Source organism: Luteimonas sp. J29, assembly GCF_000472505.1.
In the GTDB taxonomy this organism is placed as follows: Bacteria; Pseudomonadota; Gammaproteobacteria; order Xanthomonadales; family Xanthomonadaceae; genus Luteimonas.
The window spans coordinates 284,301-309,581 of the sequence record NZ_AWZR01000003.1 but is presented as its reverse complement, the minus strand read 5'-3'; the positions used below and the strand labels follow the sequence as shown (position 1 = coordinate 309,581).

Sequence of the window (25,281 nt, the reverse complement as noted above, 5' to 3'; positions counted from 1 at the left end):
GAATCAGTCATACATGGCGAACAACCATTACGACGCGATCGTCGTCGGCTCGGGCATCAGCGGCGGCTGGGCCGCCAAGGAACTGGCCGAGAAGGGACTCAAGGTGCTCATGCTCGAGCGTGGCCGCAACATCGAGCACATCAAGGACTACGTCAACGCGCACAAGGAGGCCTGGGACTATCCGCACCGCAACGTGCCCACGCAGGCGATGAAGGAAGCGCACCCGGTGCTGCGCCGGGACTACCCGCTGTCGGAGAGCACCGACGGCATGTGGGCCGACGAAACCGAATGTCCCTACGTGGAAGTCAAGCGCTTCGACTGGTTCCGCGGCTACCACGTCGGCGGCCGCTCGCTGCTGTGGGGACGCCAGAGCTACCGCTTCTCGCCGATGGACTTCGAGGCCAATGCGCGCGAGGGCATCGCCGTCGACTGGCCGATCCGCTACGAGGACCTCGCGCCCTGGTACGACTACGTGGAGACCTTCGCCGGCATCGCCGGCACGGTAGAGGGGCTGGACGTGCTGCCGGACGGCAAGTTCCTGCCGCCGGTCCCGCTCAACGTGGTCGAGAAGGACGTGGCCGCGCGCATCCTCAAGGCCTTCGGCGGCAGCCGCCGCCTGATCCATTCGCGCACCGCCAACATCACCGAGCCGCGGCCGGAGCAGGGCAGGGCCAACTGCCAGTATCGCAACAAGTGCATCCTGGGCTGCCCGTTCGGGGCCTATTTCTCGACCCAGTCGGCCACGTTGCCGGCGGCGATGAAGACCGGCAACCTGACCCTGCGGCCGTTCTCGATCGTCAAGGAAGTGCTGTACGACAAGGACCGCAAGCGTGCCCGCGGGGTGGAGATCATCGACGCCGAGACCGGCCTGACCTACCAGTACACGGCCAGGGTCATCTTCCTCAACGCGTCGGCGTTCAACTCGACCTGGATCCTGATGAACTCTGCCACCGACGTGTGGGAAGGCGGGCTGGGCTCCTCGTCGGGGGAACTGGGCCACAACGTCATGGACCACCACTTCGAGGTCGGCGCTCAGGGTGTGGTCGACGGCTACGAGGACCGGTACTACTCCGGACGCCGGCCGTGCGGCTTCTACATCCCGCGCTTCCGCAACGTCGGCAACGACCGGCGCGAGTACCTGCGCGGGTTCGGCTACCAGGGCGGGGCGGGCCGCGAGGGCTGGTCGCGGGCCGTGGCCGAACTGGGGATCGGCACCGGGCTCAAGGAGGCGCTGAGCACCCCGGGCGCCTGGACCATCGGCATGACTGCCTTCGGCGAGATGCTGCCCTACCACGACAACACCATCCGCCTGGACCACAGCGTGCGCGACAAGTGGGGCCTGCCGGTGCTGGCGATGGACGTCTCGATCCGCGACAACGAGCGCGCCATGCGCAAGGACATGGCCGCCGATGCCGCCGAGATGCTGGAGGCGGCGGGCGTGCGCGACGTGCGGACCTACGAGGGCAACTACGCCCCCGGCCGGGGCATCCATGAGATGGGCACCGCGCGCATGGGCCGCGACCCGAAGACCTCGGTGCTCAACGCGCACAACCAGGTGTGGGACGCGCCGAACGTGTACGTGACCGACGGCGCCTGCATGACCTCGGCCAGCTGCGTCAATCCGTCGCTCACCTACATGGCGCTGACCGCGCGCGCCGCCGACCATGCGGTGCGCGAACTCAAGGCGGGGAACCTGTGATGGAACGTCGTGAACTGCTGAAGATGATCGCGGCCGCCACCGGCGTGGCGATGGTGGGCAATCCGGCCCTCCTCGTGGCGCAGGCGCCGGCGGAACCGGGCGCCACCGCCTTCGGCGCACGGGACGTGGCGCTGCTCGACGAGATCGCCGAGGCGATCATCCCGCGCACCGACACGCCCGGGGCGAAGGACGCGGAGGTGGGCGCGTTCATGGCGCGCTTCGTCACCGACTGCTACGGCCCCGAGGACCAGGCCGCGTTCCGCGCAGGACTGGTCGAGCTGGACCGGCGCGCCGGCGGCAGCTTCCTGTCCCTGCCGCAGGCCGACCGCCTGCAGCTGCTCACCGAAGCGGACCGCGAGGCCGCCGAGCGTGCCCGCGGGGCCTGGGTGTCCGCCGACGGGTCGGGCAGCGCGGGCGGGGTGCACTGGTTCACGATGATCAAGCAGCTGGTGATCTTCAGCTTCTTCACCTCGGAGGTCGGCGCGACCCAGGTGCTGCGCTACGACCCGGTGCCGGGCCACTACGACGGCGACCTGCCCTACGAGCCGGGCACGCCGGCATGGGCGACGCGGTGATGCGCGCGGCCTCTTTCCATCCGTGCCGCAGGGCCACGGCCGTGCGCGCCGGCGTGCTGGCCGGCGGCGTGCTGGCGGCCGCGGTGGCACTGGCCCACGACCCGTCCGCCGATCCGGAAAAGACCGAGGCCTGGACGCCGGTGCCGCCGGTCGTGGCCACGCCCGTCGGGGCGGCGCCCTCGGACGCGGTGGTGCTGTTCGACGGCTCCGGCCTGGCGGCGTGGGAATCGGAGCGGGGCGGCGACGCCCCGTGGAAGGTGGCCGACGGCGCGATGACCGTCGTGCCCGGCACCGGGGGCATCCGCACCCGCCGGGACTTCTGCGACATCCAGCTGCACATCGAGTGGCGCACGCCGGCCGGGACCCGCGGATTCGACGGACAGGACCGCGGCAACAGCGGCATCTTCCTGCAGGAACGCTACGAACTGCAGGTGCTCGACAGCTACGACAACCCCACCTACGCCAACGGCCAGGCGGCCTCGATCTACAAGCAGGCGATCCCGCTGGTGAACGCCTCGCGCCCGCCGGGCGAGTGGCAGGCCTACGACATCATCTGGAAGGCGCCGCGCTTTTCCGACGGCGGCGGGCTACTGGCCCCGGCGCGCATCACCGTGCTGCACAACGGCGTGCTGGTGCAGGACGACACGGTCATCGCCGGCACCACGGAGTACCGCGGCGCGCCGAGCTACGCCCCGCACGGCTGCGCGCCGATCTACCTCCAGGACCACGGCTCCGAGGTCAGCTTCCGCAACATCTGGGCGCGGGAACTCCAGGCGCGCTGAGGCCCCGCGCGGGGCCGGCGGCCGGGCAGTCGGCCGCCCCGGCGCGCGCGGCGACGACTAGTCCACGGGATAGGCGAACCCGCTCAACCCGAGTTCCGCCAGCACCGTCTCCAGGTGGCGATAGGCCTCCGGCGTCGGACCGGGGTAGTCCCCGGCGATGGCCACGTTGCCCAGGTAGCCGATGTCCTCCATGCCTTCGGGCGTGCAGAAGTAGGCGGCCAGCACCAGGTTGCGCAGCCGCGAGAACGCGGCGGCGATTCGCTGGAACCGGCGCGGGGTCTGGTCGGTGCGGTAGGCGATGTCGTCGATGATCGCCAGCTGCTGCGCCGTGTCCAGCGCGGCGAACGGCCTGGAGAAGCGCAGCGCGGCTTCGTCGTCGATCCAGGCCAGGGCCGACAGGATCGTGACCCGGTCGCGCTGCTGGTCGGGATAGGGCGCACTCACCCATTCGTCGATCACCGTCGGGACCTGCACGGCGGACGCCGAAGGCGACGTGCCCTCGGCGGGCACGATGATGTCCGAGAGCACGGCGAGCAGCGACAGCTGGGCCGGCGTGAGCGTCAGCGGCCAGGGCGCGCCCGCAGGCGCCATCAGGTCCGGATCCTTGCCGTAGCCGTTGGCCGTCACCGGTGGCAGGTCCAGCTCCGGCCAGTGCCCGTCCTCCGCGCCGGCGCCGGCGTCTTCCGCCGAGGCGCCGGCTGCCAGCGCAGGCAGCATGGCGCTGGCGGCCAGCGCGGCCATCAGCTTCAGGGACTCGCGCCGGCTGAGCCTGTTCGCATAGGCGGGGGCGGCGCCTTCGGCCTGGACGGCGATGTCCTGGTCATTCGGTGGCTTGCGCATCACAGCCTCCCCGCCTTGAGTTGGCCAGCCAGCCAGGCGCTGTTGCGCATTGCGAGCGTCATGATCGTCAGGGTGCAGTTCTTGTGCGGGTTGGAGGCGAACACGCCGCCGTCCATCACGAACAGGTTGGGGCAGTCCCAGGTCTGGCCCCACTGGTTGGTCACCGAGTCCCTGGGGGAATCGCCCATCCGGGTCGTCCCCACCTCGTGGATGATCTCGCCCCCCTTCCTGATCGCCTCTTCGGGTGGCGGCAGCTCGCCGACGGTCGCGCCCATGGTTTCCAGGATGGCCTTCGCGGTCTTCAGGCCGTGCGCGACCTGCCTGAGTTCATGTGAGGACCATCGCCAGTGGAAACGCGGCACCGGGATGCCCCATTTGTCGGTGACCTCCGGGTCGATGTCCATGTAGCAGTGCTCGTTCGGCAGCATCTCGCCGCGCAGCGCGAACGTGACGTAGGCGCCGTAGTGCGCGCGCACCTGCTGCTTCAGCGCCGGGCCGTAGCCTTGCAGGTCGCCGCCGACGTAGGCGCCCGGTTCGCCGAAGCGTCCGCCCAGCTCGAAGTGGTATCCGCGCGGGAAATCCAGCTCGCCCCGGGCCTGGGCCTCGTGTCCCCACCAGGGGATGAACAGGTGGTTGGCGGTATGGCCGTCCTCGTTGTAGCGCGGGCGGTTCATCAGTGCAGGGACCAGCGCGGTCAGGCTCGCGCCGGTCGAGTCCATCAGGTTGCGGCCGACCTGGCCGCTGGAATTGGCCACCCCGTCGGGATGGCTGGCCGTCTTCGAGTTGAGCAGGATGCGCGCGGACTCGCAGGCGCTGGCGGCCAGCACCACCACCTTCGCGTCCAGCCGGCGCTCGGAGCCGGTGGTCTTGTCGATGTAGTTCACGCCGGTGACGCGGCCGTCGGCATCGGTGGTCACGGTCTTGACCATGGCGTCGGTGATGATGCGCAGTCGGCCGGTGGCCTGGGCCATCGGCAGCAGCGAGGTGGTGGTCTGGAAGGCGGCGCCGATCGAGCAGCCGTAGCCGCAAGGCGTGGCGTAGAAGCAGGGCGCGCGGTCGTCCAGCGGCCTGGTCAGCACGGCCCGGTGCATCGGCACCGCCTTGATGCCGAGCTTCTTCGCCGCGGCCGCGACGAGCAGCTCGGGTATCCGGGGCCTGGGCGGTGGCTGCAGGACCCCTTCCGAAGACGGCGGCATGTCGTCCAGGCCGGTGTTCGTGCCGCATACGCCGATCAGGGCCTCGGTCCTGTCGTACCAGGGAGCGAGCTCGTCGTAGTCGAACGGCCAGTCGGCGCCCAGCCCGTCGCGGCTCCTGCCCTTGAAGTCGTGGTGGCTGAAGCGCAGCGAATAGCGGCCCCAGTGGTTGGTGCGGCCACCGAGCATGCGCGAGCGCCACCACAGGAACTCGCTGCCTTCGGCCGTGGTGTAGGGCTCGCCCGGCACCTGCCAGCCGCCGTCGACGGTGGCGTCGTAGTAACCGAAGTCCTTGTCCGGCGTGGCGGCGCCCATGAGCGGCGCGTCGGCGTTGCGCCGGAACATGGGCGTTTCGGTCCTGGGGTCGTAGTGGCGGCCGGCCTCGAGCATCAGCACCCTGACGCCCTGGCGTGTCAGCTCGTACGCGGCCATGGCGCCGCCGGCGCCGGAGCCGACGACCAGTACCTCGTAGTCGGGATCGCTCATCGGTTGAGTTCTTTGATCTTGAGGTTCTTGAACCACACCACGTCGCCGTGGTCCTGCAGGCCGATGTGGCCGCTGTCGTTGGCGGCGAAGCCGGGCCAGCCGGCGAACTTGCTGGCGGCCACCAGGCGCTGCCACTCCGGGCCGTGGATCCGCACCGAGGCCGTCTGCACGCCGTTCTGCCAGATGGTGAGCTGGCCCCGGTCATGCACGATGCGGACGCGGTTCCATTCGCCGGCGGGCCGGTGCGACGCCGCGGGCGAGGCGATCAGGTCGTACAGGGAGCCGGACAGATGGGTGTCCAGTTTGTTGTCCGGATGGCGCTCGTTGTCGAGGATCTGGATTTCGGGTGCGTGCGAGTAGATGTGCTCGCCGGTTTCGTCGGCGAGGATGAAGATGCCGCTGTTGCCGCCCTCCGAGATCTTCCAGTCCAGACGCAGGTCGAAATCCCCGTAGCGGGCCCGGGTCACGAGGTCGCCTCCGCCCGCGCCGGCGAGCTTGATGGCGCCGTCCTCGACGACCCACTGGTCGCTGACACCGTCTTGCTTGAAGTTGCGCCACTGCGACAGGTCCCTGCCGTCGAACAGCAGTTGCCAGCCGGCCTCCCGTTCCTGCGCGGTCAGCTGGTTGTCCGCCGCGACGCGCTCGCGCAGGAAGTCCGCGCCCGCGGCGACGACGGCGGCGGCATCGCGCGGCAGGTCGTGCTCGATGATGTACCACTGCACGCCCACGTCCGCCGCCGCCGGCAGGATGGCATCCCAGTCGAGGACGCCCTGGCCCAGGGCGGCGAAGCCCTGTTCGTCGCGCGCCTGGCCGTCGGGCGCGTTGTCCTTGGCGTGGACCGCGAACACGCGCCCGGGGAACCTGCCGAGGAACTGCGCCGGATCGCGGCCGGCGCGCGCCACCCAGGCGAGGTCGAGCTCGACGGCGAGCGCGGGGCCGGCGGCCTCGAACAGCAGCTCCAGGCCCGTCTTGCCGTCGAAGTCGACCAGCTCGAAATCGTGGTTGTGGTAGGCCAGCTGCATGTCCATTGCCTGCAGCCGCCGGGCGAGGTCGCCCAGTTCGCGGCCCAGCGCCCGCCAGCCCTCCGCGTCGGCCGGCCGTTCGGCTTCCTGCAGCCAGGGCACCACCAGCACCCTGTTGCCGATGGCGCGATGGAACGCCACCACGCCGTCGATGTCGTCGCGCAGCTCGGTCAGCGCCACGTGGGCCGAGACCGGCTGGATGCCGTACTGCTCCAGCAGCCGCTTCAGTTCATCGGCCGGCACGTTCTGGGTGCCCACCGTTTCCACCGCGCGGACGCCCGCGTCCTGGACGATCCTCAGCTGGTCCTCGAGCGAGCCGGCGTTGCGCAGCGTGTACATCTGCACGGCGATGGGGCCGGCATCGGCATCCCCGCCGCGCGCGAAGGCGGGCAGGGCGGTGCACAGCGCGAGCGCGGCGACCGCGATCCTGCGCAGGGCGACGTTCGTCATGGTGTCCTCCGGGAGTCGGGGTGACGGTGGATGGAGCCCGCCAGGCGCACGCCGCGCGGCAGGCCGAGGGTACGGGCGCAGCCGGGAACCGCTCCCGGCGCGCCGCCGCGATTCAGGCGATCGGCGTCCACGCACGCGACCTGGCCGATGCGATGACGCGGTCGACGATCAGCGCCGAGCGCAGGCCGTCCTCGAAGGTCGGCAGCCCTTCCGGGCGCTCGCCTGCGATCGCCCGGTAGGTGTCGGCCACGAACGCCTCGAAGCAGTTGGCATAGCCCTGCGCATGGCCGGCGGGCAGGATCGAGAGCCGGCGCTGCTCGGCGCTGCCGGCGCCGGGTCCGCGCACGAACACCTCCTCGCGCTGGTCCGGATGGCCGATCCACAGCCGCTCGCAGTCCTCCTGGTCGAATGCCACGCTGGACCTGGCGCCGTCGATCTCGAACCAGAGGCGGTTGCGACGCCCGGCCGAGACCTGGCTCACCGTCACCGTCGCCAGGGTGCCGTTGCCGGTCTTGAACATGGCCGCAGCGACGTCCTCGCTGGACACCGCCTGGGTGCCTCCACCAGCCGCGGGCGTGGAGAAGCTCTTGCCCGTGGCCGCGGCGCGTTCGGGGATCACGGTCTCGAACACCGCGCTGACTTCGGCCAAGCGCTCGCCGCCCACCCATTCCACCAGGTCGCACCAGTGCGATCCGATGTCGGCGAACACGCGCGACGCGCCGCCGAGCGCCGGATCCACGCGCCAGTTGTTGCTGGCCGGATCCAGCAGCCAGTCCTGCAGGTAGCTGCCGTGGATCAGCCGCAGCGGGCCCAGTTCGCCTGCGGCAACGCGCGCGCGCGCCTCGCGCACGACCGGGTGGTAGCGGTAGACGAACGGCACCGTGGCCACCAGCCCGGTGGACGCGGCCAGTGCGGCGAGCGCGCGCGCGTCTTCCAGGGTGGTGGCCAGCGGCTTCTCGCAGACCACGTGCTTGCCGGCTTCCAGCGCGGCCTGCGCCATGGGCCGGTGGAGGTGGTTGGGCGTGCACACGTGCACGACCTGCACCTGCGGATCGGCGACGACGTCCCCGATCCCGCCGTAGGCCTTCGCGACGCCCCAGGACCGCGCCACTTCCTGCGCGCGCTCCGGCGTGGACGCGGCCACCCCGCGGACGACGGCGCCTGCCAGCACCGCCGCGCGGCGGTGCACCGCGCCGATCATCCCGGTGCCGACGATCGCGACTCCAAGCGTACCCATCGCGTCGTCCTCAGCTGGCGGGGGCCGCGGCAGGCGCGGCCACCCGGTCGTCGCGGAACAGGAACAGGAAGGCCAGCAGCACGACCAGGGCCACGCCGGCCGGGAACAGCCAGATCCGCTGCCAGTCCGGTCCGGCGTCGGTGGTGTAGTACTCGACGACCGCGCCCGACAGGAAGGTGCCGATCAGCATGCCCACGCCGTAGGTGGCCAGGGTGATGAAGCCCTGCGCGCTGCTTCGGAACGCCTGGCCGGCGCGCGCGTCGGTGTAGATCTGGCCGGTGACGAAGAAGAAGTCGTAGCAGATGCCGTGCAGCACGATGCCGATCACCAGCAGCGCGAAACCGGCTTCCGCGTCGCCGAAGGCGAACATGACGTAGCGCAGGACCCACGCGGCCATGCCCACCGCCAGCATGACCTTCACCCCCAGGCGCACGAACAGGAACGGCATGGCCAGCATCAGCAGCACCTCCGACATCTGGCCCAGCGACTGCAGTCCGGCCGCGCCGCGCACGCCGACGTCATTGAGGAAGGGGTTGGTGAAGTTGTAGTAGAACGACAGCGGGATGCAGATCGCGATCGAGGCCAGGAAGAACACCAGGTAGGCGCGCGACTTCAGCAGGCGCAGCGCCGCGTCCAGTCCCAGGATCTCGCCCAGCCCCGCGTTGCGGTCGCGCGCCAGCGGCGGCGTGTGCGGCAGGGTGAGGGCGTACAGGCCCAGCAGCGCCGAGGCGATGGCGGCCATGCGGAAGGTGAGCTCGAGGCTGCGGGTCTGCTCCCAGCCCAGCCAGCCGATCAGCAGGCCGGCGACGATCCAGCCGATGCTGCCGGCCACGCGCACCGGCGGGAACTGCTTCTCCGGCGACTGCATGTGCCGCATCGCCACGCTGTTGGCCAGGGCCAGGGTGGGCATGAACAGCAGCATGTAGCCGAACACGAAGCCGGCGAACACGGGGAAGGTGGTCGCGGTCGACGCGCCCCACATCAGCGCCGCGCCGGCGATGTGGAGCAGGGCGAGGATGCGCTGCGCAGCGAAATAGCGGTCGGCGATCAGGCCGACCAGGAACGGCGCCACGATCGCGCCGATCGATTGGCTGAGGAAGGCGGTCGCCACCTGGCTGGCGCTGGCCTGCAGCGGGCCCTGCACCAGGTAGGTGCCCAGGGTCACGAACCAGGCCCCCCAGATGAAGAACTGCAGGAACATCATCACGCCGAGGCGCGGCATCGTGGACGTCATCACTTCCCCTCCCAGCCCGGTGTCAGGATCAACGGTGTGGATTCGAAAGCCCCAGCATGCCGCGCAGCGCCTGCCGGTCGGCGCCGCTGCCGGCGAAATCGTCGAACGCGTGTTCGGTGACGCGGATGATGTGGTCGCGGACGAAGGCCGCGCCTTCGCGCGCGCCGTCCTCCGGGTGCTTCAGGCAGCACTCCCACTCCACGACGGCCCAGCCGGGGAAGTCGTACCGGGCCAGGCTGGAGAAGATCGCCTTGAAGTCGATCTGGCCGTCGCCCAGCGAACGGAAGCGCCCGGGGCGGTCGATCCAGTCCTGATAGCCGCCGTACACGCCGCTGCGCGCGTCGGCGCGGTACTCGGCGTCCTTGACGTGGAACATGCCGATGCGGGCGTGGTAGCGGTCGATGAAGCCCAGGTAGTCGAGCTGCTGCAGCAGCAGGTGGCTCGGGTCGTAGAGGATCTTCGCCCGCGGGTGGTGGTCGACCGCGTCGAGGAAGCGCTCGAAGGTCGCGCCGTCGTGCAGGTCCTCGCCCGGGTGGATCTCGAAGCACAGGTCCACGCCGCACTCGTCGAAGGCATCGAGGATCGGCCGCCAGCGGCGGCCGAGTTCGGCGAAGGCCTCGTCGACCAGGCCTGGCGGACGCTGCGGCCAGGGGTAGAGGTACGGCCAGGCCAGCGCCCCGGAGAAGGTGGCGTGGGCGGTGAGTCCCAGGCGCTGGCTGGCCCGGGCCGCGAGCTTGAGCTGGTCCACCGCCCAGGCCTGGCGCGCGGCCGGGTTGCCGCGCCGGTCCTCGGGGGCGAAACCGTCGAACAGCGCGTCGTAGGCCGGATGCACGGCCACCAGCTGGCCCTGCAGGTGGGTCGACAGTTCGGTGATCCGGATCCCGTGCCCGGCCAGCATGCCGGCCAGCTCGTCGCAGTAGGCCTGGCTCTCCGCCGCCCGGGCCAGGTCGAAGATGTGCGGCGTGCCCGTCGGCACCTGGATGCCGCGATAGCCGAGCCCCGCGGCCCATGCGGCCAGGGAGTCGAGCCGGTCGAACGGGGCCTCTTCACCGATGAACTGGGCCAGGAACAGCGCCGGGCCCTGGAGTGTCCGCATGCCGAGCCACCCTGATGCAATCGATTGCATCCGATCCTAGCATGCGATGATCGGGGCACGCGTTGTGCACTGCATCGGGGGTATCCGGGACGGGACATGGCCACCATCTACGACATCGCCAGGCACGTGGGGGTCTCGGCGGGCACGGTGTCGCGCGCCCTGTCCCGGCCGGAGAAGGTCCTTCCGGCCACGCGCGCGCGCATCGAGCAGGCCGCCGCCGAGCTCGGCTACGTGCCCAATGCCGTGGCCCGCACACTCAAGACCCAGCGCAGCGGCCGGATCCTGATCACCGTCCCGGACATCGGCAACCCGTTCTTCGCCCGGATCCTGAAGGGCGCCGAGGAGGCCGCTCAGGCGGCCGGCTACGCGGTCCTGGTCGGGGATACCCAGCACCAGCCCGAGCGCGAGGAGCGCTACGCGCAGATGCTGCCGCGCAACGAGGCCGACGGCATGATCGTCCTGGGACACCGGCTGCCGCCGACGGCGCGGGCGATCGTCGGCCGCCGCGGGCCGGGCGCCCCGGTGGTCAACGGCTGCGAATTCGACCCGGCCCTGGGTATCCCCAGCGTCCACATCGACAACGCCGCGGCGGCGCGCGCCGCGATGGAGCACCTGTACGGGCTGGGGCACCGGCGCGTCGCGGTGGTGGGCGGGCCGCCCGACAATCCCCTGCACCGGCAGCGGCTGGAGGGCGCCCGCGCCGCGGCCCGCGCGCACGCTTGCCTGCAGGAGCTGGTGGTCGCGCCGGGCGACTTCTCGGTGGAGTCCGGCCATGCCGCCGCCACGGCCCTGCTGGACCCGGCGCCGGTGGCGACCGCGGCGTTCTGCTTCAGCGACCAGATGGCGCTGGGCATGCTGGCCGCGTGCAGGGAGCGGGGCATCCGGGTGCCCGAGGACTTCTCGATCGTCGGTTTCGACGACCTGGCCTCCTCGCGCTACCTGAGCCCGCCGCTGACCACCATCAGCCAGCCCATGCACGAGATCGGCGCGCGTGCCGTCAAGCTGCTGCTCGCGATCCTCGATGCGTCCGAAGTGCCGTACCAGCAGACCCTGGACTTCCGCCTGGTGGTGCGCGGCTCGACCGCGTCGCCTGCTGGCCGTGCCGACGCCCGGCGCCGCGCGTCGTCGCCGGCATCCGGGCGGCGGAACGCTTCGATCCGCGCCAGGCCCGGCGGCGGGGGCGGCCGGGGGACGCCGCGCGGCTAAAATGGGCGTTTCCCCGCCATCCGCGAGCCAGCCGTGACCGTCATCAAGCAGGACGACCTGATCCAGTCGATCGCCGACGCGCTCCAGTACATCAGCTACTACCACCCGGTCGACTACATCCGCAACCTCGCCGCCGCGTACGAGCGCGAGGAATCCCCGGCGGCCAGGGACGCGATGGCGCAGATCCTGATCAACTCGCGCATGTGCGCCGAAGGGCATCGTCCGATCTGCCAGGACACCGGCATCGTCACCGTGTTCCTGGAAGTGGGCATGGACGTGCGCTGGGAGGGCTTCACCGGCTCGATCGAGGACGCGATCAACGAAGGCGTGCGCCGCGCCTACAACCATCCGGACAACAAGCTGCGCGCCTCGGTGCTGGCCGATCCGGCCGGCAAGCGCCTCAACACGCGCGACAACACGCCGGCCGTGGTGAACGTGAAGATCGTCGCCGGCGACAAGGTCGACGTGATCGTCGCCGCCAAGGGCGGCGGTTCGGAGGCGAAATCGAAGTTCGCCATGCTCAATCCGTCCGACTCCATCGTCGAGTGGGTGCTCAAGACCGTGCCGACCATGGGCGCCGGCTGGTGCCCGCCGGGCATGCTCGGCATCGGCATCGGCGGCACCGCCGAGAAGGCGATGCTGCTGGCCAAGGAAGCGCTGATGGAGCCGATCGACATCCAGGAACTGGTCGCCCGCGGCCCGTCCAACCGGGTCGAGGAGCTGCGCCTTGAGCTGTACGAGAAGGTCAACGCGCTGGGCATCGGCGCCCAGGGCCTGGGCGGCCTGACCACGGTGCTGGACATCAAGATCAAGGATTACCCGACCCACGCGGCCAACCTGCCGGTGGCGATGATCCCCAACTGCGCGGCCACCCGCCACGCCCACTTCACCCTCGACGGCAGCGGCCCGGTCGCCCTCGACCCGCCGTCGCTGGAGGACTGGCCGAAGCTGACCTACAACCCGACCAACGCCCGCCGCGTGGACCTGGACAGCATCACCCGCGAGGAAGTGGCCAGCTTCAAGCCGGGCGAGGTCCTGCTGCTCAACGGCAGGCTGCTGACCGGCCGCGACGCCGCGCACAAGCGCATGGTCGACATGCTGGGCCGCGGCGAGACGCTGCCGGTGGACTTCACCAACCGCTTCATCTACTACGTCGGCCCGGTCGATCCGGTGCGCGACGAGGTCGTCGGCCCGGCCGGCCCGACCACCGCCACCCGCATGGACAAGTTCACCCGGCAGATGCTGGAGCAGACCGGCCTGCTGGGCATGGTCGGCAAGGCCGAGCGCGGCCAGGCGGCGATCGATGCGATCCGCGACAACAAGGCGGTGTACCTGATGGCGGTCGGCGGCTCGGCCTACCTGGTCTCCAAGGCGATCCGCGCCAGCCGCGTGGTCGCGTTCGAGGACCTGGGCATGGAGGCGATCTACGAGTTCGAGGTCAAGGACATGCCCGTGACCGTCGCCGTGGACTCCACCGGCGAGTCGGTCCACCGCACCGGCCCGCGCCAGTGGCAGGCGCGGATCGGCAGGATCCCGGTGGTCGAGATCGCCTGAGCGGCGCGGGCCCGGCCGGCTCGGTCGCGGGCCAGACGTGCAGGGATGGCGCGGGCGCGCGATACTCGGCCGTCCCGCCCCCGGAGGTCCCCATGGCCACGATCCTCTACGGATCCAGCGGCGCCGCTTCGCTGGTGGTGCACTGGCTGCTGATCGAACTGGGCGTGCCGCACGAACTGCGCCTGCTCGATTTCGACCGCAAGGAGCATAAGTCGCCGGAATACCTCGCGATCAACCCGCAGGGCAGGGTGCCGGCCCTGGTGATCGACGGCCTGGTGCTCACCGAGTCGGTCGCCATCGCCATGCACCTGGCGGATCTGCATCCCGGGGCGGGACTGGCTCCGCCGGTCGGGTCGCCGGAGCGGGGCGCCTGGTATCGCTGGATGCTGTTCTGCGGCTCCACGCTGATCCCGGCGTACCGCCGCTGGTTCTATCCGCACGAGCCCGCCGGCGAGGGCCAGGTCCCCGCGGTGCAGGCGCGGGCGATGGACGAGGTCGAATCGGCCTGGGCGCAGGTCGACGCCCACCTCGCGACGAACGGGCCGTACCTGCTCGGGGAGAGGCGCAGCGCCGCCGACTTCGTGCTCACCATGCTGATGCGCTGGTCGCGCAACATGCCGCGGCCGGCCGATACCTGGCCGGCGCTCGCGGCGCTGGCGTCGCGGATGAAGGCGTTGCCCTCGTTCGCAGAGGCTTACCGGCGCGAGGGCCTCACCGACTGGACCTGAGCGGCGGCCGGGCGCGGCCGCTACAGCTGCGAGCGCAGCGGGCGCACGACGGTCTCGGCGAAGCGTTCCCTTGCGGTGCGGGCCTTCCAGTCTTCGAGGGTGTACCGCTTCGAGTGCGCCAGGTCGTCCTCGAACACCCGCGTCATCGACTGCGCGAACTCCCGGTCGTAGACGTTTAGGCTGGCCTCGTCGTTGAGCCGGAACGAGCGGATGTCGAAGTTGGTCGACCCCACCGACACCAGCTCCCCGTCCACGACCAGCAGCTTCACGTGGATCATGGTCGGCTGGTAGACGTGGATCTCGACGCCGCCCTCGAGCAGCGGCCCCCACGAGGCACGCGAGCTCAGGCGCACGGTTTCCGAATCGATGTGCGGCCCGGGCAGCAGCACGCGCACGCGGACCCCGCGCTGGCGCGCCGCCAGCAGCGCCTGGGCGATCAGGTGGTCGGGCACGAAGTAGGCCGCGCACAGGTCGATGCTGCGCACCGCCGCCGCCACCGCCTGCAGGTACATCAGGTGCATGCTCTCGCTGCCGCCGGCGGGCGAGGCGATGAACAGGTGCGCGTCCATGTCGCCGGCGCGCTCCAGCGGTGGGAAGTGGTCGGGTCCGTTGAGCAGTTCGCCGGTGGTCTTGATCCAGTTGTCGTTGAAGGCCGACTGCAGCTGCGCCACCACCGGGCCCTCGACCCGGAAATGGGTCTCGCGCCAGTGGTCGGGATCCTGCGCATGGCCGCTCCACTGGTCGGCGATGCCGACGCCGCCGGTGAAGCCGACCCGGCCGTCCACCACCAGCAGCTTGCGGTGGGTGCGGTTGTTGAGTCGGCCCAGGTTGTACCAGCGCAACGGGCGGTAGTGTTCCACCCGCACCCCGGCGTCCTGCATGGTCCCGAGCAGCGCGTCGTCCATGCGGATGCTGCCGGCCCAGTCCACGACCAGGTGCACGGCGACGCCGGCGCGGGCGCGTTCGCACAGCGCGTCGGCGAACGTCTGGCCGGTGTCGCCAGACCAGTAGATGTAGGTCTCCATGTTGATCGTGCGCCGCGCGCCGCGGATCGCCTCGAGCATCGCCGGGAAGATCTGGTCGCCGTTCTGGAACGCGGTGACCCGGTTGCCCGGCGCGATCGCCGGACCCAGCAGCACCGACATCTCGCGCCGGAACTGCGGGTCGGCCACGGCGTGGCGGTGCACGACCTTGCGGTCGATCTTCTTTTCGGGCGTGGCGAAGTTCATCGCCAGCACCACGGCAAGGACCGTGAGCACGACGGTCACGGCGATGGTCCAGAACATGGGGCTCCGGGCGGGGCGCGGGAGGGTGACCCGGCAGTCTGCGTCCCCGGCCCTCTCGGCCGCGTGAAACCCCAAACCCCCGCTGCACGAGCGGCTTCAGCCGCGACCGGAGACCAGGACACCCCGTCCGGCCGGCTCCCGGGGTCGCGGCTGAAGCCGCTCCTACAGGCCCCAGCGAGGGTCGAACCACTCCTGCAGCGACACGCCCAGGCCGACGTAGGTCGCCTTGTGGTTGTAGTCGATCATGCTCTCGCCGTAGCCATGGAACAGCTGCAGCCGACCGCGCATCGGCAGCGAACGGTGGATCGGGAAGCCCCAGTCGAACTGCAGCGCCCCGTGCGAGCGGTCCCCGCCGCGCAGCGAATGACGCGCCATCAGCGAGAACTCGTTGCGCCCGCGCACGTAGGTCAGCGTGGCGTCGCCACGTCCGATGTAGTCTTCGATGTCGGGGTTGTCGTCGTCGTCGCCGTCCGAGACGCGGATCCAGGGCCGCAGCATCAGCGCCCAGTTGTCGCGGTCCAGGCCGATGTTGAACATGATCCGGTTCCAGCTGCGCGACAGCGGCTCGCCGCGGCCGTTGGACTGGTGGTTGATTCCCACCGCCGCCATGCGCCCGCTCCAGCCCAGCAGGTGGTAGGCGTTGCGGAACACCAGCAGCACTTCCGGCTCGTAGTTGGTTTCGCGGAACGGGCGCGACTGCTCGGCGTTGTACACCTGCCAGCGCGAGGACTGGGTGTAGCCGAGCCAGATGTCGCCGTTGTCGCCGAACAGGTTCTCGACCGCCTTGGTCTTGAAGCTGAGCTGGTACTTGGTCTCGAGCGCGTCGAGCTGCATCGGCTCGGTCACGGTGTTGCGCGGGTTCTCCGACGTGGGCATGTCGTTGACCCGCGAGGTCCAGAACGCCGGCATGAGGTACACCGGCTTGTAGACGCGGAAGTTGAAGATCCCGAGCTTGGAGTCGCGCGCCAGCTCCCAGCGGCTGTCGAGCAGCGAGCCGCGGCCGGCATTGGCCAGGGCACGGCCGATCGCCTCGTCCTGCACGAACAGGTCGTCGGTGCGGGCGTCAGGATCTCGCCCGGGCGCGGCTTCCGCGGCGGTGGTGGCCTGCAGCGCTTCCCGCGCGCGGGCGGCGGCCAGGTCGGCTTCCTCCGTGCTTTCGGCGGTGCGCTGGGCGAGCCGGTCGTAGCAGGCCAGGCGCGCGGCGGCGGCCTCGACCGCGGCGCAGCTGGCCAGGGTCGGCTCGGCGCCGCCTTCCTGGGCGGAGGCCGGCGCAGCGGCCGGAGCCAGCGCCAGCGCCAGGACGATTCGGAGCGTGGTGGTGTTCATCGGGGGTCGGATCCTGGTTCCAGGAGGTCGTCGCCGGCCTCGGCGGCCTGGCGGGCCTGGGCGAGCTGCTGGTCGATGTCGCGGTTGACCGAGGTGTCGGCGCCGGCCGAATGCGCCGGCTCGTGCAGTGCGGCGGCTCCGTCGCGCGCATCCTCGCGCGCCATGCGCACGTGGTACACGACGCGCGGCTGCTCGATCCCGGCGCGCGCGAAGGCGGCCTTGACCAGGCGGATCGCTTCGCTGCGCACCTTGCCCAGGTCGCTGTGGCGCTGGTCGACCCAGCCGAAGAACTGCAGCACGGTGCCGGTGGGGGCGAACTCCCGCACGCTCCAGGACGGACCGGGGTCGGACAGCAGTCCGTCGACGGTCCGGATCTGTTCCAGGGCCAGCGCCTGCGCCTGGCGGATCGACTGCGCCGGATCGATGGTCACGCTGAAGTCGAAGCGGCGCTTGGGGTTGCGGGTGTAGTTGAGGATGATGGCCTTGAACACCAGCGCGTTGGGCAGCCGCAGTTCGTTTCCGTCCAGGGTCATGAGCATGGTGGCGCGCGAGTGCAGGGCGACCACCCGGCCCTCGTTGCCGTCGATCACCACCAGGTCGCCGGGCGAGAAGGGCCGGCGCAGGCTCAGCAGGATCCCGGCGATGTAGTTCTCGGCGATGTCCTTGAACGCAAAGCCCACCACCAGGCCAACCACGCCGGCCGAGCCGAGCACCGCGGTGACCAGCGCGGTGGCGTTGAGCAGGTCCAGCGCGATCAGGACGCCGCACAGGATGATGAAGCTGCGCACCACGTTGCGGATCAGCCCGTTCATGTACGGGTTGTGGGTGCGCAGGCGCAGCAGGTGCAGCCGGCGCGAGACGAAGCCGCCGATCCAGGCCGCCACCAGCACGATCACGATCGCGGCCAGCAGCAGCGGCAGGTTGGCCACCAGTTCGGCCAGGCGCGCGAGCACGCGATCGAAGGTTACGTCGAAGCGGCTGCGGACCTGTGCGCCGTCGGGAAGCCACTCCTCGGCGGGTGGGGCCGCGGGCGCCACGCCCTGCGCGTCGGCGGCGTGCGCAGGCCGAGCGTCCGGCGCCGTGGCGGGCGGCACGGCGTCGCGCGTCACCGCTGCGGCCGCCGGCACCGCAAGCGACAGCGCCACGAGGAGCAGAAGGCAGGGGGCCAGCAGGAAACGGCGCATCGGTGACGTTGGCGGCGACGGAGGCGGCAGTCTAGCGACGTCGGTTGACGTGCGCGTCAATCGGTGAACCAGGCGAGGGCGAAGATGCCGATCATCGCGAACGCGAGCGTCAGCTTCAGGACGATGCCGACGAAGAGCCCGAACCAGGTGCCGATGCCCACTTTCGTCGCCTGGCCGATGTCGCCGTGGCCGACGCCGCGGCGAGCCGCCAGTTCGCCGGCCACCGCGCCCACGAAGGGGCCGACGAATACGCCGACGAAGCCGAAGAACAGGCCGACGATGGTGCCCAGCAGGGCACCCGCCACCGCCAGCCGGCTGGCGCCCACCTTGCGTGCGCCCGCGGCCGAGGCGAGGAAGTCGATCCCGATCGAGACCAGGGTCAGGATCGCCAGCACCAGCAGGGTCCAGCCCCCGACCTGCTCGAAGCCGCCGGCCCAGGCCGCGACCAGCATCCCGAGGAAAACCAGCGGCAGGCCGGGGATGGCCGGCAACAGGATCCCCGCGAGGCCCAGCAGCACCAGCAACACGGCGACGGCGTACCAGATCGATTGTGCGTCCATGGTGGACTCCGGCGGCCGGACCGGGGCCGCGCTGCGGTCGATTGTGTCAGGCGGCTGCCACCTCCGCGAGCCTTGCCGCCAGGCTCCGCGGAGCGCACGCGAGAACGCCGCCGGGCGTGGCCGGCGGCGTTCTCAGGGGTGTCGCCGGAGCGGAGCCCGGCGCGCGGACGATCAGTACAGCCAGGCGCGGCCGTTCTGGACCCGCACGTACGACCCCTCGCGGATCCCGTCCAGGTTCGCCTGGTGGACGGTGGTCGTGCGACCGTCGTCCATGCGCACGTGGAGCGTGTACCCGCTGCGGTTGCCCTCGACCCGGTTCTGGATCGCGTTGCCGGCGACCGCGCCACCGGCGGCGCCCGCGGCGATGGCGACGTTGCGGCGACCTTCGCTGTCGGTATTGCGGCGCGCCAGCTCCTTGGCGGCGACTGCACCGACGATGCCGCCCAGCACCGGGCCGGCGACATTGGTGCCGCCGTCGGCGGAACCGGTTTCGATCGCCACCACCGTGCCGCAGTCGTAGCAGCGCGAACCGGACGGGACGGGCGTGGTGCCGTACCCCGACCCGTAGTTGGGCGAGGTGCTGGCGCAGCCGGCCAGCGCCAGGGCGGCCGCGGCGGCGATGCAGGTGGTGCGCATGCGGTTGTTCATCGGGGACTCCTCGCGTTCGTGTTCGGCGGCCGCCACGTGCGGCACGGCTCGGACACTAGGCGGGTCGCGGTGAACGCCGCGGCAACCGTGGCGGCCGCGCGCGGCGGCGCCGAGGCCGCCGTGCAGTCGCGGTTCAGCCGTGCGCAGGCGGCGTCAGCGGTAGTCCTGGTGGCATGCCTTGCAGGCTTCGCCCACCTTGGCTGCCGCCTGGCCGACGCCTTCGCAGCCGAGCGGGGGCGAGGCGAGCGCGGCATCGAGGGTGCCACGGAACTGCGCGGCGTGGCCGACGAAGCGCGCGTCGTCGCGCAGTTCCGGGAAGGCGCGTTCGAAGTCGTTGCCGAGGCTGCGCAGCGCCTGCAGGTGGGGCAGGGTGTCGGTGGGGCTGCAGCGGTTGGCCTCGGTGCTCGCGCGCAGCTGCGCGGTGTGCGCCGACAGCAGGTGCATGAGCGCCTCGGGGTAATGGTCGCGCCAGGTCTTGCGCCCTTCCAGGGTGCGCAGCAGCATCACCACGGCGACAATGCCCAGGACCAGCCCGAGCAGGAACACGAACAGGTAGCGGCCGGCGGCCGACGGCGGCTTGCGCGACGGGTTGGAGGCGGCAGGTGCAGGTCCGGGGCTGGGCGTGGTCGACATGGGGTCCTCCGAAGCGGGCGCGGCGACGATAGCACGCGCGCGCGCCGTTAGACTTGCCGGATGGACGCCGTCTGGAACGAACGCTTCGCCGGGATCGACCGGCTCTACGGCCGCGGCGCGGTCGAGCGCCTGCGCACGCGCCGGGTGGCCGTGGTCGGCCTGGGCGGCGTGGGATCGTGGCTGGTCGAGGCGCTGGCCCGCAGCGCGGTCGGCCACCTGTCGCTGATCGACGCCGACGACCTGTGCCTGTCCAACACCAACCGCCAGCTGCCGGCGCTCGACGGCGGCTATGGCCGCAACAAGGCCGAGGCCATGGCCGAGCGCTGCCGCGCGATCAGCCCGGCGATCTCGCTCGACGTGGTGCCGGCCTTCCTCACCCCCGGCAACCTGGGCGAGCTGCTCGACCGGCGCTTCGATCTGGTGCTCGACGCCTGCGACAGCTTCCGCAGCAAGGTCGAGCTCATCGCCTGGTGCCGGCGGCGCAAGCTGCCGGTGATCACGGTCGGCGCCGCGGGCGGTCGCACCGACCCGACCCTGGTGCGGGTGCGCGACCTCTCGCGCACCGAGCACGACGCCCTGCTGGCGCTGATCCGCAAGAAGCTGCGGTCCGGGTTCAACTTTCCGAAGAACCGCGACCGCTACTTCGGCGTGCCAGCGGTGTACTCGCTGGAAAACGTGAAGTATCCGCAGCCCGACGGCTCGGTCTGCGGATTGCGCCCGGAGCTGGGTCCGGACGCTGCGCTCAAGCTCGACTGTGGCGTCGGCCTCGGCGCGGCCACCCACGTCACCGGCACGTTCGCGTTCGCGGCCGCCGGCAAGGCGCTGGAGGTGCTGCTCAAGCCGCGCGCGGGCTGATCGCCGGGCCCCGCGTCAAAGCGGAAGGCCGAACAGGCGCGCCGCGTTGGCGGTCGTCGCGCGCGCAATGTCTTCGCGAGGCTGGCGCCGCAGGGCGGCCACCGCGTCGAGCACCGCCGCCAGGCGCGCCGGCTCGTTGCGCTGGCCGCGGATGCCGGCGTCCGGCTGGTCGGGCGCATCGGTTTCCAGCAGCAGGTACTCCAGCGGCATGGTCGCCACCAGCCGGCGCAGCCGCCGCGCCCGTTCGTAGGTGATCGGACCGCCGATGCCGAGCAGGAATCCCAGCTTCCACAGCTGGCCTGCCTGCTCCTCGCTGCCCGACCAGCTGTGCACGACGCCGCGCAGCCCGCCGACCCGGCGCAGGCTGGCGATCACCGCATCCACCGCGCGCCGCGCATGCACGATCACGGGCAGCCCGAACTCGCGCGCCAGCCGCAGCTGGGCGTCGAAGCAGGCCTGCTGCGCGGCGTGGTCGAGGCCTTCGACGTAGTAGTCGAGGCCGCATTCGCCCACCGCCACCGGCCGTTCGCGTTCGATCCAGCCGCGCAGGTCCTCCAGGTGCCCGGGGCGATGCGCGGCCAGGTACATCGGGTGCAGGCCGTACGCGGGATGCAGCCCGTCGGCCGCACGGCACACCTCGCGCAGCTTCGGCCATTCCGCGGCCTCGACCGCGGGCACGACCTGCTGGCGCACGCCGGCCGCGCGGGCGCGATCGAGCACCGCGGCGCGGTCGCGGTCGAACTCCGGGGCGTCGAGGTGGCAGTGGCTGTCGACCAGCTCCATCGTCCGCGGCTCCGGCCCGGTTCAGGACGGGGGGCGGGACTCGCCCGCGGGCGTCTCCGGCGGCGCCTTGCGCTGCTTCCAGTTCGCCAGCAGCAGCGTGCCAAGCCCCAGCACGATCTCGTCGATGAAGGGCACCGGGTCGGGCCACAGCACGCTGATGGCGAATGCCAGCGCCGTGAGCTTGAACAGGGTCGGGTAGCGCAGTCGCCGCGCCCGGTCGAGCAGGGGCAGCAGCAGGGGGTTGGCCATGGGCATTCCTGGAATACGCGACGGAGTTCACGCTAGCACGGCGCACCCGCGAGCGATTCACCGCGCCGTCAGCTTGCGGGGAACTTCCCCCGGCTCTTGTTCAGCTTGGAAGTGATGGAATCTTGACGAACGCACGAGGCGGGCACGACCCCGCAGGAGGAAACCCCGTGAGCAAGAGCAATACCCTCGCAGTTGCGCTGGCTGCGCTGCTGGTCGGCGGCGTCGCCGTGGGTGCCTACCACAACAGCCGCGACCGGTCCCCCGAGGCCGGCTCCGTGCAGGAGGCGGCGGAGGAGACGGGCAAGCTCGACTACGCCACGGTGGTCTCGGTGACCCCGGTCACGGAAAAGACCGAGCTGTACGCGACCGTGCTCGGCGCCGAGCCGGTGCGCGAGACCACGACCTCGACCACGCCGCGCGAGGTGTGCCAGGACGTGGTGGTGCAGGAGCGCCTGCCCGAGCGCGACGGCAACGTCGGCGGCACCGTGGCCGGTGCCGTGGTGGGCGGCCTGGTCGGCAACCAGGTCGGTGGCGGCAAGGGCCGCAAGCTGGCCACCGTGGCCGGCGCCGCGGCCGGCGGTGTGATCGGCAACCGCATCGACCGCAACCACGTCGGCGGAAAGGTGGTCGAGCGGGTCGAGCGCCAGTGCCGCACGGTGCAGGATTCGTCGCAGTCCTCGCGCACCGTGGCCTGGAACGTCACCTACCGCAATCCGGACGGCACCACGGGCACCATGCGCACCGCCGACAAGCCCGGCGAGCGCATCGCGCTCGGCACCGAGGACCGGACCGTCGCCTACGACGTGACCTATCGCTACGACGGCGCCGAGCGCACCGTGCGCCTGGCCGAGGATCCGGGCGACCGCCTGCCGGTGCTCGACGGCCAGGTGCTGGCCAAGGTCTCGGGCGCCGGGAGCGACGTGGCCTCCGCCGGCAGCAACCTCCAGTAAGAGCGGATTTGCCCGGCACGGCCGGGCCGCTGGACACGGAACGCCGCGACCCGCAAGGGCCGCGGCGTTTCCGTTTGGTGCCGGTGGCAAGGTGTGCAGCGCTCCGGCAGCCACGTCGGGCGGGCGCCGGACAGCCCACGACGCTCCGTGCCATGGCCTTCGGCGGGGGGCGGCGCGGGTGCGTCGACGGCTATCATGTGCGGATTCCCAGGAGAGGTTTCCCCATGGCCCTGCATCCCCACGACCTGTACGACGTGCGATCCCTTCTCAGCGAGGAGGAGCGCGCGGTGCAGGACAGCGTTGCGCGCTTCACCGACGAGCGCGTGCTTCCGATCATCGGCGAGTGCTTCGACCAGGGCCGGTTCCCGGTCGAGCTGGTCCCGGAGATGGCGTCGCTCGGCCTGCTTGGCGCGACCCTGCCCGAGGAGTACGGCTGCGCCGGGCTCAATTCGGTGAGCTACGGCCTGATCTGCCAGGAACTCGAGCGCGGCGACAGCGGCCTGCGCAGCTTCGCCAGCGTGCAGTCCTCGCTGTGCATGTACCCGATCTACGCCTACGGCACCGAAGAGCAGAAGCGGCGCTGGCTGCCGGAGATGGCCGCGGGCAACGTGATCGGCTGCTTCGGCCTGACCGAGCCGCACGGCGGGTCCGACCCGGCCAACATGAAGACCCATGCCAGGAAGGACGGCGGCGACTGGGTGCTCAACGGGTCGAAGATGTGGATCACCAACGGCAACCTCGCCCACATCGCCATCGCCTGGGCGCAGACCGACGACGGCATCCAGGGTTTCATCGTGGAGAAGGGGATGCCCGGCTTCACCGCGCAGGAGGTCAAGCACAAGATGAGCCTGCGCGCTTCGGTGACCAGCGCGCTGTTCTTCGACGGCGTGCGGGTGCCCGAGGCCAACCGCCTGCCGGTGGTGAAGGGGCTGAAGGGGCCGCTGGGCTGCCTGACCCAGGCCCGCTACGGCATCACCTGGGGCCCGATCGGCGCGGCCATCGCGTGCCTGGACGAGGCGCTGGCGTACTCCAGGGAGCGGATCCTGTTCGGCCGCCCGGTGGCCGCGACCCAGAGCGCGCAGGTCAAGATGGCCGACTGGGCCCGCCGCATCACCACCGCGCAGCTGCTGAGCCTGCAGCTGGGCCGGCTCAAGGACGCGGGGAAGATGCAGCCGACCCAGGTGTCGCTGGCGAAGTGGAACAACTGCCGGATGGCGATCGACATCGCGCGCGAAGCGCGCGACCTGCTCGGCGGTGCAGGCATCACCACCGAGCACTGCCCGATCCGCCACGCGTTGAACATGGAATCGGTGATCACCTACGAGGGCACCGAAACGGTGCACCAGCTGGTGGTGGGCCGCGAGCTCACCGGCATCAACGCGTTCTGAGCATCGGCCCCGCGCGGCGCCGGCGCGGTTGCGGCCGTCCGGCGGCGCGCGCGATGCAACCGGCTCGGGAGAGGGCATGACGCTTCCTGACATCCGAATCGAGACCGAACGCCTGCTGCTGAGGCTGCCGCAGGCGGAGGACTTCGACCGCTTCGCCGAACTGGTCGGAGACCCGGTCGCGGCGCGCTACATCGGCGGGCACCTCCCGCGCGGCGCGGCCTGGCGCAAGTTCCTGCAGCAGCCGGGTGCGTGGGCGATCCAGGGCTTCGGCATGTTCTCCTTCATCGACCGCGACAGCGGACGCTGGCTGGGACAGGGCGGGCCCTGGCGCCCGGATGGCTGGCCCGGCAACGAGATCGGCTACATGCTCCACCCCGATGCCTGGGGCAAGGGCTACGCCACCGAGGGGCTGGCGGCTGCGATCGACTGGGCGCTCGGACACCTGGACTGGAACGAGTTCATCCACTGCATCGCGCCCGAGAACACCGCCTCGCAGAACGTGGCCCGCCGGCTGGGTTCCACCTACCGCGGCGAGGGCCGCCTGCCACCGCCGTTCCACGAGGCGCCGTGCGGGATCTGGGGCCAGACGCGCGCGCAGTGGCTGGCGAGGAAAGAGGGCGGGCGATGATCACGATCCACGGCACGTCCTGGTCCGGCAACTGCCACAAGCTGAAACTGCTGCTCTCCCAGCTCGGGCGCGGGCACCACTGGCGCGAGGTCGACCTGCTGGGCGGCGATACCCGCACGCCGGAATTCCTGGCGAAGAACCCCAACGGCAAGGTGCCGGTGCTCGAGCTCGGCGACGGCCGGGTGCTGGTGGAGTCGAACGCGATCCTGCACTGGCTGGCCGACGGCAGCCGGTTCCTGCCGTCCGATCCGTGGCAGCGTGCCCAGGCGCTGAGCTGGATGTTCTTCGAGCAGTACAGCCACGAGCCGTACATCGCGGTGGCGCGCTTCATCTGCGGCTGGGCGCCGCCCGACTCCCCGCGGCGGGCGGACCTGCCGCGGCTGCGCGAGCGCGGCCACCAGGCGCTGGCGGTGATGGAGCGGCACCTCGGCGGGCAGCGCTGGTTCACCGGGCAGGAGTACGGCATCGCCGACATCGCCCTGTTCGCCTACACCGCCGTCGCCGGCGACGGCGGCTTCGACCTTTCCGGCTACCCCGCGCTGCTGGACTGGCTGCAGCGCGTGCGGGCCACCCCCGGCTTCGTCGAGATGCCGCCGGCATCCGGGCAGGCACGCGAGTGGATCGCGCTGTCGATGCAGGCCGGCCGGCCCGGCCACGAAGATGACGGCGGGCGTGCCCGCCACTGACGA

At 71.1% G+C, this 25,281-nt stretch carries 25 protein-coding genes and 1 pseudogene; 11 read left to right on the top strand and 15 right to left on the bottom strand.

Annotation, left to right across the window (positions count from 1 at the left end; translation table 11 throughout):
• Positions 1-13: 13 nt before the first annotated feature.
• The 3 genes from LUTJ29_RS0106390 to LUTJ29_RS0106380 are packed head-to-tail and all read left to right on the top strand — an operon-like array spanning position 14 to position 3,056.
• Positions 14-1,699, top strand: coding sequence for a GMC family oxidoreductase (locus tag LUTJ29_RS0106390; RefSeq protein WP_027071805.1), 1,686 nt, complete (start codon positions 14-16; stop codon positions 1,697-1,699).
• Positions 1,699-2,274 carry a gluconate 2-dehydrogenase subunit 3 family protein gene (locus LUTJ29_RS0106385; protein WP_027071804.1) on the top strand — a complete coding sequence of 192 codons (576 nt, stop codon included), beginning with the start codon at positions 1,699-1,701 and terminating at the stop codon, positions 2,272-2,274. The genes LUTJ29_RS0106390 and LUTJ29_RS0106385 overlap by 1 nt, the downstream gene beginning before the upstream one ends.
• Positions 2,274-3,056, top strand: coding sequence for a DUF1080 domain-containing protein (locus LUTJ29_RS0106380; RefSeq protein ID WP_051322788.1), 783 nt, complete (start codon positions 2,274-2,276; stop codon positions 3,054-3,056). Before LUTJ29_RS0106385 ends, LUTJ29_RS0106380 begins: the two co-directional genes overlap by 1 nt.
• Positions 3,057-3,113: 57 nt before the next feature.
• On the opposite strand, the gene LUTJ29_RS0106375 is transcribed toward LUTJ29_RS0106380, so the two are convergent.
• The 7 genes and pseudogenes from LUTJ29_RS0106375 to LUTJ29_RS0106345 all read right to left on the bottom strand — a co-directional run bounded on the left by LUTJ29_RS0106375 (position 3,114) and on the right by LUTJ29_RS0106345 (position 10,614).
• A complete protein-coding gene (locus LUTJ29_RS0106375; protein ID WP_051322764.1) occupies positions 3,114-3,896 on the bottom strand; it encodes a gluconate 2-dehydrogenase subunit 3 family protein in 783 nt (260 codons plus the stop codon).
• On the bottom strand, positions 3,896-5,575 hold the full coding sequence (locus tag LUTJ29_RS0106370; protein ID WP_027071801.1) for a GMC family oxidoreductase: 1,680 nt from the start codon (positions 5,573-5,575) through the stop codon (positions 3,896-3,898). Before LUTJ29_RS0106370 ends, LUTJ29_RS0106375 begins: the two co-directional genes overlap by 1 nt.
• Complete coding sequence (locus tag LUTJ29_RS18985; protein ID WP_255327199.1) at positions 5,572-6,159, bottom strand: DUF1080 domain-containing protein; 588 nt, start codon at positions 6,157-6,159, stop codon at positions 5,572-5,574. The genes LUTJ29_RS0106370 and LUTJ29_RS18985 overlap by 4 nt, the downstream gene beginning before the upstream one ends.
• A gap of 45 nt (positions 6,160-6,204) precedes the next feature.
• Positions 6,205-7,047: pseudogene (locus LUTJ29_RS18980) on the bottom strand (sugar phosphate isomerase/epimerase); the annotation flags it as partial.
• Positions 7,048-7,159: 112 nt separating this feature from the next.
• The gene (locus LUTJ29_RS0106355; RefSeq protein ID WP_027071800.1) at positions 7,160-8,284 is read right to left on the bottom strand and encodes a Gfo/Idh/MocA family oxidoreductase; all 1,125 of its coding nucleotides are present in this window, start codon (positions 8,282-8,284) and stop codon (positions 7,160-7,162) included.
• Positions 8,285-8,294: 10 nt separating this feature from the next.
• Positions 8,295-9,518: a nucleoside permease gene (locus tag LUTJ29_RS0106350; protein WP_027071799.1), complete on the bottom strand. Its 1,224-nt coding sequence runs from the start codon at positions 9,516-9,518 to the stop codon at positions 8,295-8,297.
• A gap of 28 nt (positions 9,519-9,546) precedes the next feature.
• Positions 9,547-10,614, bottom strand: coding sequence for a sugar phosphate isomerase/epimerase family protein (locus LUTJ29_RS0106345; protein WP_027071798.1), 1,068 nt, complete (start codon positions 10,612-10,614; stop codon positions 9,547-9,549).
• 96 nt (positions 10,615-10,710) lie between these two features.
• Here LUTJ29_RS0106345 and LUTJ29_RS16440 point away from each other — a divergent pair, with 96 nt between their 5' ends.
• The 3 genes from LUTJ29_RS16440 (at position 10,711) to LUTJ29_RS0106330 (ending at position 14,102) form a co-directional block, all read left to right on the top strand.
• Entirely contained in the window at positions 10,711-11,820 is a 1,110-nt protein-coding gene (locus tag LUTJ29_RS16440; protein ID WP_084524711.1) for a LacI family DNA-binding transcriptional regulator, read from the top strand.
• Between the two features lie 33 nt (positions 11,821-11,853).
• Positions 11,854-13,374: a fumarate hydratase gene (locus tag LUTJ29_RS0106335; protein WP_027071797.1), complete on the top strand. Its 1,521-nt coding sequence runs from the start codon at positions 11,854-11,856 to the stop codon at positions 13,372-13,374.
• A 92-nt stretch (positions 13,375-13,466) separates the two neighbouring features.
• Positions 13,467-14,102 (top strand): glutathione S-transferase family protein, encoded by a 636-nt coding sequence (locus LUTJ29_RS0106330; protein WP_027071796.1) that lies wholly within the window; start codon positions 13,467-13,469, stop codon positions 14,100-14,102.
• Positions 14,103-14,122: 20 nt separating this feature from the next.
• On the opposite strand, the gene LUTJ29_RS0106325 is transcribed toward LUTJ29_RS0106330, so the two are convergent.
• The 6 genes from LUTJ29_RS0106325 to LUTJ29_RS0106300 all read right to left on the bottom strand — a co-directional run bounded on the left by LUTJ29_RS0106325 (position 14,123) and on the right by LUTJ29_RS0106300 (position 19,739).
• Positions 14,123-15,388 (bottom strand): phospholipase D-like domain-containing protein, encoded by a 1,266-nt coding sequence (locus LUTJ29_RS0106325; RefSeq protein WP_027071795.1) that lies wholly within the window; start codon positions 15,386-15,388, stop codon positions 14,123-14,125.
• 162 nt (positions 15,389-15,550) lie between these two features.
• Positions 15,551-16,714 carry a phospholipase A gene (locus LUTJ29_RS0106320; RefSeq protein ID WP_027071794.1) on the bottom strand — a complete coding sequence of 388 codons (1,164 nt, stop codon included), beginning with the start codon at positions 16,712-16,714 and terminating at the stop codon, positions 15,551-15,553.
• A complete protein-coding gene (locus LUTJ29_RS16435; RefSeq protein ID WP_051322763.1) occupies positions 16,711-17,898 on the bottom strand; it encodes a mechanosensitive ion channel family protein in 1,188 nt (395 codons plus the stop codon). Before LUTJ29_RS16435 ends, LUTJ29_RS0106320 begins: the two co-directional genes overlap by 4 nt.
• Before the next feature lie 56 nt (positions 17,899-17,954).
• Positions 17,955-18,458 (bottom strand): DUF456 domain-containing protein, encoded by a 504-nt coding sequence (locus tag LUTJ29_RS0106310; protein WP_027071793.1) that lies wholly within the window; start codon positions 18,456-18,458, stop codon positions 17,955-17,957.
• 171 nt (positions 18,459-18,629) lie between these two features.
• Positions 18,630-19,094, bottom strand: coding sequence for a hypothetical protein (locus LUTJ29_RS0106305; RefSeq protein ID WP_027071792.1), 465 nt, complete (start codon positions 19,092-19,094; stop codon positions 18,630-18,632).
• 165 nt (positions 19,095-19,259) lie between these two features.
• On the bottom strand, positions 19,260-19,739 hold the full coding sequence (locus tag LUTJ29_RS0106300) for a cytochrome c (protein ID WP_051322762.1): 480 nt from the start codon (positions 19,737-19,739) through the stop codon (positions 19,260-19,262).
• 60 nt (positions 19,740-19,799) lie between these two features.
• On the opposite strand from LUTJ29_RS0106300, the gene LUTJ29_RS0106295 reads away from it, so the two are divergent.
• Complete coding sequence (locus LUTJ29_RS0106295) at positions 19,800-20,594, top strand: tRNA threonylcarbamoyladenosine dehydratase (protein ID WP_027071790.1); 795 nt, start codon at positions 19,800-19,802, stop codon at positions 20,592-20,594.
• A 15-nt stretch (positions 20,595-20,609) separates the two neighbouring features.
• Here LUTJ29_RS0106295 and LUTJ29_RS0106290 read toward each other — a convergent pair whose 3' ends face one another.
• Together LUTJ29_RS0106290 and LUTJ29_RS0106285 are read right to left on the bottom strand one after the other, a co-directional pair.
• On the bottom strand, positions 20,610-21,377 hold the full coding sequence (locus tag LUTJ29_RS0106290) for a TatD family hydrolase (RefSeq protein WP_027071789.1): 768 nt from the start codon (positions 21,375-21,377) through the stop codon (positions 20,610-20,612).
• Positions 21,378-21,398: 21 nt separating this feature from the next.
• On the bottom strand, positions 21,399-21,626 hold the full coding sequence (locus LUTJ29_RS0106285) for a DUF6116 family protein (protein ID WP_027071788.1): 228 nt from the start codon (positions 21,624-21,626) through the stop codon (positions 21,399-21,401).
• Between the two features lie 167 nt (positions 21,627-21,793).
• Between LUTJ29_RS0106285 and LUTJ29_RS0106280 the strand changes: the two genes are divergently transcribed.
• The 4 genes from LUTJ29_RS0106280 (at position 21,794) to LUTJ29_RS16430 (ending at position 25,278) form a co-directional block, all read left to right on the top strand.
• Positions 21,794-22,576 carry a glycine zipper 2TM domain-containing protein gene (locus LUTJ29_RS0106280; RefSeq protein WP_043740641.1) on the top strand — a complete coding sequence of 261 codons (783 nt, stop codon included), beginning with the start codon at positions 21,794-21,796 and terminating at the stop codon, positions 22,574-22,576.
• Between the two features lie 224 nt (positions 22,577-22,800).
• The gene (locus LUTJ29_RS0106275) at positions 22,801-23,964 is read left to right on the top strand and encodes an acyl-CoA dehydrogenase family protein (RefSeq protein WP_027071786.1); all 1,164 of its coding nucleotides are present in this window, start codon (positions 22,801-22,803) and stop codon (positions 23,962-23,964) included.
• Positions 23,965-24,040: 76 nt separating this feature from the next.
• Positions 24,041-24,592: a GNAT family N-acetyltransferase gene (locus tag LUTJ29_RS0106270; protein WP_027071785.1), complete on the top strand. Its 552-nt coding sequence runs from the start codon at positions 24,041-24,043 to the stop codon at positions 24,590-24,592.
• The gene (locus LUTJ29_RS16430) at positions 24,589-25,278 is read left to right on the top strand and encodes a glutathione S-transferase family protein (protein WP_146310006.1); all 690 of its coding nucleotides are present in this window, start codon (positions 24,589-24,591) and stop codon (positions 25,276-25,278) included. Before LUTJ29_RS0106270 ends, LUTJ29_RS16430 begins: the two co-directional genes overlap by 4 nt.
• Positions 25,279-25,281: the final 3 nt, after the last annotated feature.

Excerpts from the sequence above, each read along its gene's own strand:
- LUTJ29_RS0106390 (WP_027071805.1), top strand. The coding sequence starts at position 14 with ATGGCGAACAACCATTACGACGCGATCGTCGTCGGCTCGGGCATCAGC.
- LUTJ29_RS0106385 (WP_027071804.1), top strand. The coding sequence starts at position 1,699 with ATGGAACGTCGTGAACTGCTGAAGATGATCGCGGCCGCCACCGGCGTG.
- LUTJ29_RS0106380 (WP_051322788.1), top strand. The coding sequence starts at position 2,274 with ATGCGCGCGGCCTCTTTCCATCCGTGCCGCAGGGCCACGGCCGTGCGC.
- LUTJ29_RS0106375 (WP_051322764.1), bottom strand. The coding sequence starts at position 3,896 with ATGCGCAAGCCACCGAATGACCAGGACATCGCCGTCCAGGCCGAAGGC.
- LUTJ29_RS0106370 (WP_027071801.1), bottom strand. The coding sequence starts at position 5,575 with ATGAGCGATCCCGACTACGAGGTACTGGTCGTCGGCTCCGGCGCCGGC.
- LUTJ29_RS0106355 (WP_027071800.1), bottom strand. The coding sequence starts at position 8,284 with ATGGGTACGCTTGGAGTCGCGATCGTCGGCACCGGGATGATCGGCGCG.
- LUTJ29_RS0106350 (WP_027071799.1), bottom strand. The coding sequence starts at position 9,518 with ATGACGTCCACGATGCCGCGCCTCGGCGTGATGATGTTCCTGCAGTTC.
- LUTJ29_RS0106345 (WP_027071798.1), bottom strand. The coding sequence starts at position 10,614 with ATGCGGACACTCCAGGGCCCGGCGCTGTTCCTGGCCCAGTTCATCGGT.
- LUTJ29_RS16440 (WP_084524711.1), top strand. The coding sequence starts at position 10,711 with ATGGCCACCATCTACGACATCGCCAGGCACGTGGGGGTCTCGGCGGGC.
- LUTJ29_RS0106330 (WP_027071796.1), top strand. The coding sequence starts at position 13,467 with ATGGCCACGATCCTCTACGGATCCAGCGGCGCCGCTTCGCTGGTGGTG.
- LUTJ29_RS0106325 (WP_027071795.1), bottom strand. The coding sequence starts at position 15,388 with ATGTTCTGGACCATCGCCGTGACCGTCGTGCTCACGGTCCTTGCCGTG.
- LUTJ29_RS0106320 (WP_027071794.1), bottom strand. The coding sequence starts at position 16,714 with ATGAACACCACCACGCTCCGAATCGTCCTGGCGCTGGCGCTGGCTCCG.
- LUTJ29_RS16435 (WP_051322763.1), bottom strand. The coding sequence starts at position 17,898 with ATGCGCCGTTTCCTGCTGGCCCCCTGCCTTCTGCTCCTCGTGGCGCTG.
- LUTJ29_RS0106310 (WP_027071793.1), bottom strand. The coding sequence starts at position 18,458 with ATGGACGCACAATCGATCTGGTACGCCGTCGCCGTGTTGCTGGTGCTG.
- LUTJ29_RS0106305 (WP_027071792.1), bottom strand. The coding sequence starts at position 19,094 with ATGCGCACCACCTGCATCGCCGCCGCGGCCGCCCTGGCGCTGGCCGGC.
- LUTJ29_RS0106300 (WP_051322762.1), bottom strand. The coding sequence starts at position 19,739 with ATGTCGACCACGCCCAGCCCCGGACCTGCACCTGCCGCCTCCAACCCG.
- LUTJ29_RS0106295 (WP_027071790.1), top strand. The coding sequence starts at position 19,800 with ATGGACGCCGTCTGGAACGAACGCTTCGCCGGGATCGACCGGCTCTAC.
- LUTJ29_RS0106290 (WP_027071789.1), bottom strand. The coding sequence starts at position 21,377 with ATGGAGCTGGTCGACAGCCACTGCCACCTCGACGCCCCGGAGTTCGAC.
- LUTJ29_RS0106285 (WP_027071788.1), bottom strand. The coding sequence starts at position 21,626 with ATGGCCAACCCCCTGCTGCTGCCCCTGCTCGACCGGGCGCGGCGACTG.
- LUTJ29_RS0106275 (WP_027071786.1), top strand. The coding sequence starts at position 22,801 with ATGGCCCTGCATCCCCACGACCTGTACGACGTGCGATCCCTTCTCAGC.
- LUTJ29_RS0106270 (WP_027071785.1), top strand. The coding sequence starts at position 24,041 with ATGACGCTTCCTGACATCCGAATCGAGACCGAACGCCTGCTGCTGAGG.
- LUTJ29_RS16430 (WP_146310006.1), top strand. The coding sequence starts at position 24,589 with ATGATCACGATCCACGGCACGTCCTGGTCCGGCAACTGCCACAAGCTG.